The organism is Vibrio sp. ArtGut-C1 (assembly GCF_002105475.1).
GTDB classification, from domain to species: domain Bacteria; phylum Pseudomonadota; class Gammaproteobacteria; order Enterobacterales; family Vibrionaceae; genus Vibrio; species Vibrio diabolicus.
The window spans coordinates 25360-39781 of the sequence record NZ_NCTH01000012.1 but is presented as its reverse complement, the minus strand read 5'-3'; the positions used below and the strand labels follow the sequence as shown (position 1 = coordinate 39781).

At 45.0% G+C, this 14422-nt stretch carries 11 protein-coding genes; 4 read left to right on the top strand and 7 right to left on the bottom strand.

Features of this window, described 5'->3' with window-relative positions:
• Positions 1 to 25: 25 nt before the first annotated feature.
• The 5 genes from B7360_RS12435 to B7360_RS12415 form a co-directional block, all read right to left on the bottom strand.
• A complete protein-coding gene (locus B7360_RS12435; RefSeq protein ID WP_006742426.1) occupies positions 26 to 760 on the bottom strand; it encodes an ABC transporter permease in 735 nt (244 codons plus the stop codon).
• Positions 757 to 1926 carry an ABC transporter ATP-binding protein gene (locus tag B7360_RS12430; RefSeq protein WP_085343623.1) on the bottom strand — a complete coding sequence of 390 codons (1170 nt, stop codon included), beginning with the start codon at positions 1924 to 1926 and terminating at the stop codon, positions 757 to 759. The genes B7360_RS12435 and B7360_RS12430 overlap by 4 nt, the downstream gene beginning before the upstream one ends.
• A 24-nt stretch (positions 1927 to 1950) precedes the next feature.
• On the bottom strand, positions 1951 to 2553 hold the full coding sequence (locus B7360_RS12425) for an ABC transporter permease (RefSeq protein WP_085343622.1): 603 nt from the start codon (positions 2551 to 2553) through the stop codon (positions 1951 to 1953).
• Positions 2554 to 2843: 290 nt separating this feature from the next.
• The gene (locus B7360_RS12420) at positions 2844 to 4157 is read right to left on the bottom strand and encodes a PAS domain-containing methyl-accepting chemotaxis protein (protein ID WP_085343621.1); all 1314 of its coding nucleotides are present in this window, start codon (positions 4155 to 4157) and stop codon (positions 2844 to 2846) included.
• 354 nt (positions 4158 to 4511) lie between these two features.
• Complete coding sequence (locus B7360_RS12415) at positions 4512 to 5705, bottom strand: acetate/propionate family kinase (protein WP_085343620.1); 1194 nt, start codon at positions 5703 to 5705, stop codon at positions 4512 to 4514.
• Positions 5706 to 6068: 363 nt separating this feature from the next.
• Here B7360_RS12415 and B7360_RS12405 point away from each other — a divergent pair, with 363 nt between their 5' ends.
• Entirely contained in the window at positions 6069 to 7607 is a 1539-nt protein-coding gene (locus tag B7360_RS12405; protein WP_031780182.1) for a bifunctional diguanylate cyclase/phosphodiesterase, read from the top strand.
• Between the two features lie 73 nt (positions 7608 to 7680).
• Here B7360_RS12405 and B7360_RS12400 read toward each other — a convergent pair whose 3' ends face one another.
• The gene (locus B7360_RS12400) at positions 7681 to 9615 is read right to left on the bottom strand and encodes a DEAD/DEAH box helicase (protein WP_047009310.1); all 1935 of its coding nucleotides are present in this window, start codon (positions 9613 to 9615) and stop codon (positions 7681 to 7683) included.
• Positions 9616 to 10028: 413 nt separating this feature from the next.
• Here B7360_RS12400 and rnb point away from each other — a divergent pair, with 413 nt between their 5' ends.
• Together rnb and B7360_RS12390 are read left to right on the top strand one after the other, a co-directional pair.
• Complete coding sequence (gene rnb, locus B7360_RS12395; RefSeq protein WP_046873665.1) at positions 10029 to 12032, top strand: exoribonuclease II; 2004 nt, start codon at positions 10029 to 10031, stop codon at positions 12030 to 12032.
• 73 nt (positions 12033 to 12105) lie between these two features.
• On the top strand, positions 12106 to 12915 hold the full coding sequence (locus B7360_RS12390) for an AraC family transcriptional regulator (protein ID WP_085343619.1): 810 nt from the start codon (positions 12106 to 12108) through the stop codon (positions 12913 to 12915).
• 40 nt (positions 12916 to 12955) lie between these two features.
• Here B7360_RS12390 and B7360_RS12385 read toward each other — a convergent pair whose 3' ends face one another.
• Positions 12956 to 13309, bottom strand: a complete 354-nt coding sequence (locus B7360_RS12385; RefSeq protein WP_085343618.1) for a DUF3024 domain-containing protein — start codon at positions 13307 to 13309, stop codon at positions 12956 to 12958.
• Between the two features lie 266 nt (positions 13310 to 13575).
• Here B7360_RS12385 and B7360_RS12380 point away from each other — a divergent pair, with 266 nt between their 5' ends.
• A complete protein-coding gene (locus B7360_RS12380) occupies positions 13576 to 14400 on the top strand; it encodes a phosphate ABC transporter substrate-binding protein (RefSeq protein ID WP_085343617.1) in 825 nt (274 codons plus the stop codon).
• The last annotated feature ends 22 nt before the right edge of the window (positions 14401 to 14422 follow it).

Sequence of the window (14422 nt, the reverse complement as noted above, 5' to 3'; positions counted from 1 at the left end):
TGTCTGTGTTCAATTTTTAGGATTGTTATTGTCTAGCTCTAATAGGGTTACAGCCTTTAGGTACAGTGACATAAGAAACGGCTCCTACCACACTGTCGATAGCGATAGCCAGCATCGCTGTAGGAATAGCGCCTGCCAGCATCATGATGGGTTCATCCAGATCAATACCGGTAAAAATGAGCTCCCCTAACCCACCGCCACCAATTAAGAAGGCCAGTGGAACGGTGCCCACGTTGACAGCTAACGCCGTGCGGATACCGGCAAAAATGACGAACAGCGCATTAGGAATTTCAACCTGAAACAACATTTGTAACTCGGTCATACCAATGCCTGACGCCGCTTCTTTTAAATGAGCGGGCACTTCTTTCAGTCCAATGTAGGTGTTTCTGACAATCGGCAACAACGAGGCAATCGTCAGCCCAAATACCGCAGGCACGGTGCCAATGCCAAGAAAGCTCATTGCCAGCGCGAGAATGGCTAAAGTAGGAATCGTGGTCCCCACATTCAAAACCTGCATCGCCGATTCTGCGACTTTCTGAAAACGAGGACGGCTGAGCAATACGCCGACGGGAATCGCGATTAGGATCGCCAATCCACCAGACAGCAGCACCAGTTCAATATGCTGAACCGTCAAATAAACAATGTCTTCTTGGTAGTAAAGAAAATCATCGATCGTACCCGCGCCTTGTAAATAAATACCCAACGCAAAGACACACGCCAATAAAACGAAATAGTAGGTTTGTTTAAGCTGATTGGTCACGATGCCTCCTTAGCCTGATGCAATGGCTGCGGCTGACTAGGAGAGGTATCGCGCTGATAAGTTGCGCCTAGATAATGGGTAATGCCGCGCTGTGTGACTTCGCCCACTAAGCGGCCATTCTCGTCAACACACGGCATCCAAACAATGTCGTGCGTGAACATCTTCGATGCGACTTTACGCAGATCATCCGTGGTTCGGGCGATTGTTTTCAGGCCGACATAATGTTCGCCGCAGTACCCCTTCATATTGATTGCGGTAGCTTTTGGCACATAACCGATAGGTTGGTGTTGGTCATTCACTAATATCACGGCGTCGCGATACCCATACGCGTCAATTTTGGTTAGGGCGTCGGCAAGCGTATCGTTAGGTTTCACGTACGCAAAAGTGGTCTGCATGACGGAGTCAGCCGTCACTAAGCGAAGACGTTTAAGTGCGCGATCATCTCCGACAAAGTTTTTCACGAAATCATCTTTCGGGTGTGCGAGCAAATCGTCAGGCGTATCGTACTGAACCAGGTGACCATCACGGAAAATCGCAATTCTATCGGCCATTTTGACCGCTTCATCAATGTCATGACTGACAAACATGATGGTCTTGTTGAGCTCTTGCTGCATTTTAAGGAACTCATCCTGGATTACTTCACGGTTGATCGGGTCAATCGCACCAAAAGGTTCATCCATCAGCATGACGGGAGGATCCGCCGCTAGCGATCGGGCAACACCAATTCGTTGCTGCTGTCCGCCAGACAACTCATTTGGATAACGATTAAGGAAGACACTAGGATCAAGAGCCACCATCTCCAATAGCTCTTTTGCACGCGTCATGTACCTTGCCTTATCCCATCCTAATAACTTGGGAACCACCGCGATGTTTTCGCCGATCGTCATGTTGGGAAATAAGCCAATTTGCTGAATAACATAGCCAATGTTGCGGCGCAGAGTGACCGTATCCATCCCAGAAGTATCTTCACCGCCAAGATAGATCTTGCCCGATGTCGCGGGAATAATTCGGTTGACCATTTTCAGCGTGGTAGTTTTGCCACAACCGGATGGGCCAAGTAACACACAAATTTCACCACTGGGAACTTCCATCTCAATGTGATCTGCGGCAGTCACCGGGCCATTAGGCGTTTCAAAAATTTTGGTTAGCTTGTCAATTTTGATCATTTGAATGTCCCTATTATTTATCCTTTATCGAGCTGCAGTCAGGCCCGGTGGCGTTAATCTTTTTTGTAGTCGAATCAATCCGTAATCCGCGATGATAGCCAGAAGGCTAACGGCGATGGCACCAACGATCAGTTGTCGAGGATCACTTTGCGAGATGCCGCGGCTGATAAACACGCCTAGCCCTCCTGCTCCGATATACGCGGCGATCGCCATAACGCCAATATTCATTACTACTGCCGTTCTCACACCCGCCATAATCACCGGAATCGCCAATGGAATTTCCACCATTTTCAAACGCTGAAAAGGCGTCATCCCGATGCCGCGAGCTGCCTCTCGGAGTGACGATTCTACGTTGTGAATGGCGGTATAAGTGTTGCGAATAATAGGTAGCTGAGAATAAAGCAGTACGGTAATCACGGCGGGCACGTAGCCAATCCCATGACCAATGGTCGATAAGAGAGGAATCATCAAACCAAACAGTGCGATTGAAGGAATGGTGATAATGATGGACGCTACGTAAAGCACCACTTTCGCAACGCGCTCATTTTGTGTGATAAGAATGCCGATAGGTACGCCAGTTAGGATGGCAAGCCCAACAGCCAGAGCGACCAAAGAGATGTGCTCCATGGTAAGCGTACCTAGCAGCGCTAAGTTATCTATGGTGAAATTTAGTAAGTCCAAGTAGGTCTCCCCCAACTGTGATTCGCAACCAAGTTAACAGGAGATTAAATTACGCTACTTTTTATTAACAGTGTTGTAAAATAGCGACACGTTAAGATAGAAATACGAAATATTAAGGAGGGAAATAATTAGCTTTCTCATCACCAAAAAAAGCGCTTTATTGGCGATGAGCCGCAGTAGTAAACAAGTTGATTATATCGGAACTGAAGACAGCCATTGATAGCATGAAGAACCAACTACAATGAGCGGTTAAATTGCTCCACAGCCTCTACGACACGGCTAGCGCCATCTTGTATTTCGTTCATCACATTCCCCGCTTTTTCTGAAAGTTCTAGCGTATCTAGTGCTTCTTTTTGGCATTTGGCGATCAGTTGGACAGCATTATCGGTTCGCTCTAAGTTTTCAGTTACCATTGTGACAATTTCATCAGTGGTCGCATTGGTTCTTGTGGCAAGCTGTCTGACCTCGTCAGCAACAACGGCAAAGCCTCTACCATGCTCACCCGCGCGAGCCGCTTCTATCGCCGCATTTAACGCTAGTAAGTTAGTTTGGTCAGCAATACCACTGATGCTATTAACCAGTTCACTAATGCGTGATGAGTGCGCTTTGAGCTCGTCAATGGCCGTATTCGCTTGCTGCATTTGGTCAGACAGTGTTTGCACCTTTTCTAGCGTCGAACCTATCACTTGCTGACCTTGCAGTGTTTGTGTTCCGGTCTCTTGAGAAACTTCATTAGCCAATTGCGCAGCCTGAGCCATTTGCTGCTCTTGCATCACCTGCTGGGTGATGTCGGTCGCGAACTTGACGACCTTGTAGAGCTCTCCTCTATCGTTATGGATAGGGTTATAGGAGGCTTCTAACCATACCTCTTCACCATAACGGTTAACTCGCTTAAATCGGTCTGAAGCAAACTGTCCTTTTGCCAAACGTTGCCAGAACTCGCGATAAGCTTCAGAACCAGCCTCTTCCTGATCGCAGAACATACGATGATGCTTCCCTTTAATTTGATCCAGTGTATAACCCATCGTATTAAGGAAATTATCATTGGCTTTTAATACATTACCATCTAACGTGAACTCAATAACCGCCATAGAACGGCTCAACGCATTCAGCATGTCCTCTTGCTCACGCGATGCTTTGATCGTTCGCGTAAGCTCAGAAGCAAACACAAAAAAGCTTTCGACTTCTTGATGTTCGTTTAAAACAGGCTGAATAACCGTTCGTAACCACGCTTCTTCGCCGTTGCCTTTAAGTACTTGCATCGCGCCATTCCAAAAGACTTTTTCCTGAACGGCTCTCTTCATTCGATGAAAGTGATCTGTATTGCGCGAATTTGACGGTACCAACTCGGTAATCGGTTTCGCTAAAATATCCGCATCAGCGAAAAAGAGTTGTTGGTGAAGTTTTGTATTTACAGAGGTAATGCAGCCTTTCTTATCCAGCGTTAAGCGAAGCATTTCTTCATCTAAACTGTGTTGGATTTGCTGCAAGCGTTGCAGATCCTGCTTTAATCGTTGGTTTTCTTGCTGAAGCGACTTATTAAAAAACATGACTTTCTCTCATTTGACTAATCTTCGAACTAGTCAACGGTTTATTATTTATATGCCCAATAGCCTGCAAAGATACGATTTCGTTTGATCGTTCTTCAAACGCAACTCCTGTCTCCGAGCTGAGATACCTACATGACATAAGGCTATTTTTCTTTGGTATGGCTTAAGCGCAGTATACTGAAATTTCTTCACCGCCCAAGTTGTTTATATATTTATCAATATTAAGGCAATTGGCAGCTATTAGAGATCCGTATTAATGCGGATAGTTGTATGGAGAAAGGATGTATTTGGATCAAAAAAAGCCCTTTCCATAAAGGAAAGGGCTTTGACTTAGTTCCCAAAATTTTTGCCGTTTTACAGCAGTTCCACCGACTGTTGAGCGATTACCCACTCTTCATTGGTAGGAATAACTAGTGCTTTCGCACCGAGCAACTCAGATGTTGCAATAACACCTGCGTTGCCAAATCTTGCATCTTCGTTGCCTTTCTCATCTTCAACAAAACCTAGCAGTTTTAGGTTTTTCAAGATTTCACGACGAATTGGTAGTGAGTTTTCACCAATACCACCAGTGAAGATGATGCCGTCTAATAAATCCAGAGCAGCTAGGTAAGAAGTAATGTATTTCGCAACACGGTAAGTGAAGATTTCAAATGCCAACTTCGCACGTGAGTTACCCGCCTCCATGGCTTCTAGTACACCACGTGCGTCACTTGTTACACCGGATACACCTAAGAAGCCTGACTTCTTGTTCATCATCTCGAACACTTCGTCTTTTTCCCAACCTTTACGGAAAAGGAACTCGATAACACTTGGGTCGAGGTCACCACAACGAGTGCCCATCATTAGGCCAGCTAGCGGCGTCAAACCCATACTTGTATCAACACATTCGCCATTTTTAACCGCACTCACTGATGCACCATTACCTAAGTGCACGGTGATAAAGCTGCTTTCTTCAACCGGTTTATCTAGCATTTTCGCTGCTTCACGGCTTACGTAGTAGTGGCTTGTGCCGTGAGCACCGTAACGACGCACTTTATGCTCTTCGTAAAGCTCGTAAGGAAGCGCGTACATAAACGCTTTTGCAGGCATTGTTTGGTGGAAAGCAGTATCAAACACAGCGAATTGAGGCAGTGAAGGGAATGCTGCCATTGCTGCTCGCATGCCTTCTGCATTCGCTTTGTTATGAAGTGGCGCTAGCTCAGCAAGACGCTCAACTTCTTGAATAACTTTTTCATCGACTTTTACTGTGCCTTTAAAGGTTTCGCCACCAGCAACAATGCGGTGGCCTACAGCTACAAATTTTGAGCTCAAACCCAAAGTCTCGAGTAGTTTTACCACTCGCTCAACAGCGTACTGATGATGGTTACCGCCAGCAGGAATTGCTTCAACGGTTTTTTCTCCCTGATATTTCCAACTGATTTCAGCTTCAGGTAGGCCAAAACACTCACCAATACCTGATACCAAAGCTTCACCGGTTTCAGAATCAATAACAGCAAATTTTAATGAAGAGCTACCAGAGTTGATCACCAGTACAAACGAATTAGACATGAAATAGTTATCCTGTTGTAGAGCAGAGGTTGTAATAGCGCTTGTGCGCTGCGTACTTCTTGTTTGCCCCTCTATTATTCAATAATTTTTTAATCTTTCAACAATCTTTTAGTAAAAGCGATTTGATTGAACAAATTTTGTTGATCTGTAGCAAGTTTTGATTTTATTTGAAGACTAAAAAATATGACTTGTTAAACATAATTTATGAATAGGTCAATTTGTACAAATTCAGAGATATGAGCTACGTTGTTTATTGGGTGAACAAAAATAATAAACCAATCAATAAATCGGGGTAATAATGTGCCCACTATTGCATTTCTATTAGTGATCTTAGGTTTGATTTTGCTCTGCTGGGGATGGCAGATGACAAAAAACATCTGCTCGAGAACTGATGTACCCGGGTGGACTTTCCTATTGTTGTTAATCAGCTGTTTCATTTTTGCGTATGCCGCTTTTTTACACGCTATAATGCAAAAACCTATCGCTTCCCTCTTGGAAACCGGAGTTTCTCTCATTTTATTCGGTGGCAGCATTTTTGTGGTGCTGGTTATCAAATGGAGCAACGACTCCATACTAGAACTTCATACCGTTGCTGAAAAAGAGAAGCGTAATGCCGTTCACGACGCACTTACTGGACTCCCTAACCGTAAATACTGCTTTGAGTTAATCGAAGATAGAATACAGTCTGGAGACCCTTTCTCAGTGATCCTTTTCGATGTCGTTAACTTTAAACAAGTCAACGATGCTATGGGACACTTTTGTGGAGATCAACTACTGATTCAAATTGGGCAACGTCTCCAAGAGAAACTTAAAGGCAGTGACAAAATTTTCCGCGTTGGTGGCGATGAATTTGTCATCCTCACCTCGTCAGCATGCGAGGAAACAGGCAAAAGTCTCATCGAAGAGTTAGATTCGGCACTGTCTAATCGCTTCCATTTAGATGAGTTTCAAGTCTCTTCCCGCGTTGTTTTCGGTGTCAGTACCTACCCTTATGACGCTCTGTCCAATGATCTATTGATAAAGCACGCGGACATTGCCATGTATCACGCCAAACGAAATGGCAATCTCTTTGCATTTTATAATGAGGACATGAACGTCGGGGCCAAATACCAGCTCGAAATCTCTTCTCGTATTCAATGTGCGCTGGAAAAAGAGGAGTTCCAGCTGTACTACCAACCGTTGATTGACGCACATACTAACTTAGCTGTCGGCTTTGAAGCCGTAATCCGTTGGCATGATGAAAATGGTAAAACGATTTCGCCTAACGACTTCATCCCCATCGCGGAGCGAAGTAATCAAGTGCACAACATCACCATGTGGGTCCTCAACCAAGTTGAAAAAGACCTACAGACCTTTATAGAAAAAGACATCAAGCTTCCTGTCCACGTTAACTTATCTGCAAAAGATCTCTCGTCTAATTTATTGTTCAACCGCTTGGAAACACTGCTCAAAGTAAACCCTCAATTTGCTGACCTTATAAGCTTAGAGATTACTGAAACGATGGCGATTGATAGAGTTGTTGAGCTCAACCCCCTAATTCACCAAATCAAAGGATTGGGTATTAAGATCAGCTTGGACGACTTTGGCACCGGGTATTCATCTCTGTCGCTTTTGAGAGATCTCCCAGTTGATCAAATTAAAATCGACCGATCATTTCTTTGTACCGCAAGCCGGACAGAGGGCACCCGCTCTATTGTTGAAAACACAATAGCGTTAGCGCATGGTCTAGGGTATTCAGTCGTCGCAGAAGGCGTTCAAGACATGGATACACTGCATTTTTTACGCAGTCGTGGCTGCGACATCATTCAGGGCTACTTGTTCTGCCCAGCCCTACCCTTAAACGAAGTAATAACCTGGGTAAATGAGCACGATGAAAAACAAAGCCGTATTCGACGCGCATAAAAAAGCCGAGCATTTCGCTCGGCTTTCAATTCTTGCGGCAATTTAATCAATTGCTCTAATCACTGATTCGTGATTATGCTTCTTGAGTGCGACGACCACGGCCGTGACCACGCTCACCACGGTGGTTACCACGGTGATCACCACCACGGTTACGATCGAAGCGACGTTCGCCACCTTCACGGTTACCATCGCGGTTGCCGTCACGGTTACCACGGAAGCCACCTTCGCGACGACCGCCTTCACGACGATCACCACCGCGGTTGCCGCCTTCGCGGTTGCCACGGTAACCGCCGCCATCACGACGACCGCCATCGCGACGACCACCGTCACGGCGACCACCACGAGACTCTCGGAAGTCATCGAAATCACATACTACAGCACCAACATCTTGTTGACGGATGCGTAGTTTGCTTAGCTTGCCCGCAGCTTCAGAAGTCATTGCTTTTGGTAGCTGAACGAATGTGTGGCCTTGTGCTAGCTTGATCGCACCGATAGAGCCTTTACCTAGACCTAGTTCGTTCGCTAGAGCACCAACGATGTCTTTAACTTGAACACCTTGCTCGCGACCAACTTGAAGCTGGTAAGTATCCCAATCTTGGTTGTTGAAGTTACGACCGCCGTCACGACCACCTTCACGGCGCTCTTTACGACGTTGCTTATCACGCTCAATCGCTTCAACCATTGGATCTTCGCCAATGTAGAACAGAGGACGTTTACCTTGCTGACGCTTAAGAAGCATAGCAGCAAGCGTTGCTGGGTCGATTTCTAGAGAAGTTTGTAGTTTCTCTACTAGCTCAGCAAATTTGTCTAGAGCTTTGTGCTCTTTCTCTGCTTCAAGCTCAGCACCTAGCTTAGCTAGACGAGCTTCAGCAACTTGGTCACGTAGAGGAAGTTGAATCTCTTCCATAGATGACTTAGTTACGCGCTCGATAGTGCGAAGCATACGGATTTGGTTAGTGCGAACAAGAAGGATCGCTTTACCTTTACGTCCAGCACGGCCAGTACGACCGATACGGTGGATGTAAGACTCAACATCGAATGGGATGTCGTAGTTGAATACGTGCGTAATACGTGGAACGTCAAGACCACGTGCAACAACATCAGTTGCAACTAGGATGTCGATAACACCTTGTTTGATGTGATCAACAGTACGCTCACGTAGAGACTGAGGAATGTCACCGTGCAGAGCAGCCGCTTTAAAGCCACGTGCAGATAGCCAATCAGCTAGACGCTCAGTGTCTTGACGAGTACGTACGAAGACGATTGACGCATCAGTTTCTTCTGTTTCAAGAAGACGAGACATCGCTTCATCTTTCTCTACACCTTTCACTACCCAGAACTGCTGTTGAACTTTGTCTACAGTGTGGTTCTTACCAGCAACGTCAACCATTACAGGCTCACGTAGGAAACGCTCAACGATTTTCTTAAGCATCGGAGGCATTGTTGCAGAGAATAGAACGCGTTGAGCAGACTCTGGTGCATGTTCCATGATCGCAGTAACGTCATCAACGAAACCCATGTTTAGCATTTCGTCAGCTTCGTCTAGTACAAACGTGTTTACTTCATCTAGGTGTAGACGTTCACGGTTGATAAGGTCTTGTACACGACCTGGAGTACCAACAATAACTTGTGCACCGCTCTTAAGAGCACGCATCTGATCTACGATAGAAGCACCACCGTAAATCTCTAAAACTTTAAGACCCTTGATGTTCTTACCAAGGTTTTTCATTTCAGCCGCAACCTGAATCGCTAACTCACGCGTTGGCGCAAGAACGATAGCTTGTGGTTTACGTTGGTTGAGATCGATCTTATTTAGAAGAGGCAGAGAGAACGCTGCCGTTTTACCTGTACCTGTTTGAGCTTTACCCAGCGCGTCAGCACCTTCCAACAGGTGTGGGATTGCCGCAGCCTGAATTGGAGTTGGTGACACGAAACCCATTCCGTCTAGAGCAGAAAGGATAGAATCATTCAGAGATAAATCGCTGAATTGAATAACAGAATCTTGCATTGGGATCCTACTTAATTAAACAAAAAAACAGTCCCATATGCTCTTCCAATTCGATACTGATTCATCCAGTTACTGATTCCATTCAGACAGGAACACAGCACAGTACACAACCGCGATAAGCCATTAGGGACGACTAAGGGAGGCGGATTATTCCTTAAAAGCATAAAAAAAGCCAGAAAAAATTGAATTACATCACAATTTATTCTCAATAATGGCATTTTTAGCATATTTTTCCACCAGCCCCACCATTCCCCGTAGATTTGCGCAGCTCGCAGATGAGTTTTTCATCAATATTTAAGCCGATTTCCTGCAATTCGATCAGCAAAATTCACGGCGAAATTGCGCTCCACAGGTAGTAATAATAGCTCGCAATGATTATAGTGTGCCCAACTCCATAGGTAATTTAAGAAAAGATGTTTCAAGATAACCCACTACTCGCTCAGCTTAAGCAGCAAATCCAAGAAAACCTGCCGAAAAAAGAAGGCTCAATAAAAGCCACAGATAAAGGCTTTGGCTTTTTGGAAGTGGACAGCAAGACTAGCTTCTTCATCCCACCTGCGTACATGAAAAAGTGCATGCACGGTGACAAAGTCGTCGCCATTATCCGCACAGAAAATGAACGCGAAGTTGCAGAGCCACAAGAGCTGTTAGAACAAGCCGTGACTCGCTTTATTGGTCGAGTCAAAATGTTCAAAGGCAAGCTAAACGTAGCACCTGATCACCCGCAGCTTAAAAAGCTTTCTCTTAAAGCGAAACTAAAGAAAGGTCTCAAACCTGACGAGTTCGCAGAGGGAGATTGGGTTGTCGCACATCTTATTCGCCACCCTCTAAAAGGCGATAACTCTTTCTTCGTGGAAATTTCTGAAAAAATCACAGACGCGAACGACAAAATTGCACCTTGGTGGGTAACGCTTGCTCAAAACGATCTACCAAACTCTGAGCCAGCAGGCATCGAGAACTGGGAACTGAAAGACGACGCCGATCTAGAACGCGTAGACATGACACACGTTCCTTTCGTGACTATCGATGGTGAATCAACCAAAGATATGGACGATGCGCTGTACGCGAAGAAAACCGAATCTGGCGATTTCGAACTGACAATCGCTATCGCAGATCCAACTGCCTATATCACACCAGAAGATGAAATGGATAAAGTAGCACGTGAGCGTGGCTATACTATTTATCTTCCGGGCCGCAATATTCCAATGCTGCCTCGCGATCTAGCAGACAACCTATGCTCTCTGATTGAAGGCGAAATCCGCCCTGCTATTTGCTGTACCGTAACCGTAAATAAAGACGGCGTAATTGGCGACGATATCAAGTTCTTTGCAGCAAACATCAAGTCACACGCACGCCTAGCATACGATCATGTGTCTGATTGGCTAGAAAACGGCAGCTCAGAAGCATGGCAACCATCTGAAGAGATCGCGACGATCGTTCGTGACCTTTACGACTTTTCCCTTGCTCGCGCTGAATGGCGTGAGAAAAACGCAGTGGTCTTCCCAGACCGTCCTGACTACCGTTTTGAGCTGAGTGAAGACAACGATGTGGTTGCTATCCATGCAGATATGCGCCGCAGTGCAAATCGCTTGGTTGAAGAGTCAATGATTACCGCAAACATCTGTGCTGGTCGTACACTGCGTGATAAATTTGAAACAGGTGTTTTCAATACTCACGCTGGAATTAAGACTGAGAAGATTGAAGAAGTGGTTCAACTTGTCAATCCAGAAGGTGAACTGGAATTCACAGCGGAGTCAATTACCACTCTAGAAGGCTTTGCTGCATTGCGTCGTTGGTTGGCTGCGCAAGAAACCTCTTACCTTGATAATCGTATTCGTAAGTTCCAAGCCTACAGTGAAGTGGGTAATCAGCCTCTTCCTCATTACGCTATGGGGCTGGATATCTATGCGACTTGGACATCACCAATTCGTAAGTACGGCGATATGATCAACCATCGCATGTTGAAAGCTGTCATCCTAGGCAAAGAGCCAGTGCAAAAACCTGATGATCAAGTCGGTGAAGAACTAGCTCTGCACCGTAAACATCATAAAATTGCTGAGCGAAATGTCTCAGATTGGTTATATGCACGTACGCTTGCTGATGAGCCGAACAAGAAAACTTGTTTCACAGGTGAGATTTTCGATATTAATCGTGCTGGTGCACGTGTCCGACTTCTCGAAAATGGCGCAGCAGCCTTTATTCCTGGTGCACTAATTCTTGATAATAAAGAAAGAATTGAGTGCAATGGCGACAACGGTACCATCTCTATCGATAAAGAGGTCGTATACAAACTTGGTGATACATTGGAAATTGTCCTTGCGGACGTAAACCAAGAGAACCGCAGTTTAGTTGCAAAGCCAACCCAGGTATTTGCTGAACAACCAGCAGCACAAGCAGAACAGACTGTAAGTGAATAATACCGAATGAAGTTAAAAAGGCGCTCTATTGAGCGCCTTTTTTATTTGTTATGTAAAAATGATAAGAACGAATATGCCGAACATTGAGATCATTCGCTTTAATCACTTCACTGCGCGCAAAAGTGAGCGTTACACCGCAACACATAATGGCTTATATGTTGTTGAAGAAGGTGCCCTATTAGTTCATCAACCAAATGGTGAACAGTTTGAACTTAAAGCAGGAGATTTTACTCTCTACAACTCCGCTGATTTGAGCAGCGCAGAAGCCATCCCTAGTGAAAAAGGCTTTAAAGCACTGGCTCTAGTCTTCAACCCAAATCTATTCTGTGACTTTAAAAAAGCACACCCAATGCTACGCTCCAAAACGGAAGAAAGGCGCTTCTATCCTTTTTCAGCGCAAGCCAGCAGCGAAGTAGCACAACTAAAAGACACATTGGTCAACTTAGCGAGTCGCAATGCTCCAGACTACACACAAGGTCATATCGCAATGGCACTGCTGTCGTTAATGGTGGAGGCAGAGCCAAATATCCTATCAATCATAGATGATGCAAGCAGCCTAAGCGACTCTCAAAAGGCCATCAAGTATATTGAGAACAATATCGAGAAAGATATCACTCTGGAAGGCTTAGCGGCTCATATGAGTATGTCTATCGCGACGTTAAAACGCCGCCTCGCCGCAGAGGAGCTTTCATTTTCACAGATATTAAAAGTGAAGCGGATCAACTTCGCCGCTACCCAGCTGCGCATGTCAGAAAAATCTATAACAGAAATAGCGTTTGAATCCGGATTTAAGAGTGCTGCGCATTTCAGTACAGCATTTAAATCCGTTTACAACATGACACCGAAAGACTTTAGAAACCAAGTCGTTAAATCCAAAGCATAAATCATGGTGACATTGGCAGTTGTTAGAGTTGGAGCGTTCCCTATTCCCAAAAACACGCTTGAGGATCGCTTTCCAATTCGGTGAGTAGGTCTTCAAGCGTTTGGCTGTATGGAAGTGGCTTATAAGGCACCCACCTTAATAATTCGTTGCGGTACGTTGGGACGTAGAAATACCAAAGCTGATTGCCCTCATCAAACACAATCTTCGCGACGGGAGAGGTATATTCGCTGTGCTGTGAATCAAGAAGAAAATGCGCCCTATGAAGCTCGACGCCATTCTCCACTGGCTCATATAGGCACTTACCCTGCTCGACAGGCAGGTTAGCATTACGTGCAGAGCAGAGCGATTGAACTGATTTGTATAAACGACTTGTCGCCATTTGGGACACTGACATCAACGTTCTCCCGATGGATGATAGTTAGAGCTGTCGATCCTAGTATATAACCTTTACACCACCACCGATGGTGATTATCTGCCTACCTCAAACAAAGGGTGGCTATATTCTCATTTACTCAGATTATCATCTCACTCTGCTTGGAAACGCTACCTACATCACCTCTTGGTTAGAAAGAATTCCCTTGTTTAGACCCGACAGTTCACAAAAGTGTAACCTGAACGCAATATCATAAACGCTGCTTTATACCGTATATGGAGTTTAATATGTTACGTTTTACTGTGGCGACGTTATTGGCCATAGCAGTCTCCCTCCCCGCCATTGCAAAAGAAATTAATATCTCTGGGTCAACCTCGGTTGCTCGCGTAATGGATGTACTTGCAGAGGAATACAACAAAACACACCCGGACGATTACATTGCAGTTCAAGGTATTGGTTCTAGTGCGGGTATTACAATGGTTAATAAAGGCGTAGCCGAGATTGGGATGAGCTCTCGCTATCTGACAGAAAGCGAAAAAGGTGAAGATCTCAACGTATATCCTATCGCTTATGATGGCCTAGCTGTTGTTGTAAACCGTACAAACTCTGTAAAAAACCTTTCCCAACAACAACTGTTTGATATCTACAAAGGTAAAATCAAGAATTGGAAAGAGGTTGGTGGTGCAGATCAACCTATCGCTGTTGTCACGAGAGAGGCATCTTCAGGCTCACGCTACAGTTTTGAAAGTCTGCTAGGACTAACCAAAATCGTAAATGATCGCCTCGTCTCAGATATCAGCCCGAACAACTTGGTTGTAAATAGCAACAGCATGGTAAAAACCATCGTGAACCATAATACTCGTGCAATTGGGTTTATTTCTGTGGGATCAGTAGATCGCTCAATAAAAGCGATTCAATTAGATGGTATTGACCCAACTTCGGCAAACATTAGCAATCACAAGTATAAATTGGCGCGGCCATTCCTAGTACTCTACAAAGTCAATAAGATTAGCGAACCAGGTAAAGGATTCGTCACCTTCCTTCGCTCAGAACAAGGACAAAAAGCGATTGCTGATTCCGGTTACACTCCAGTAAAAAGCTTTAATCAATAAAACCAAAAAGAGAGCATATTAA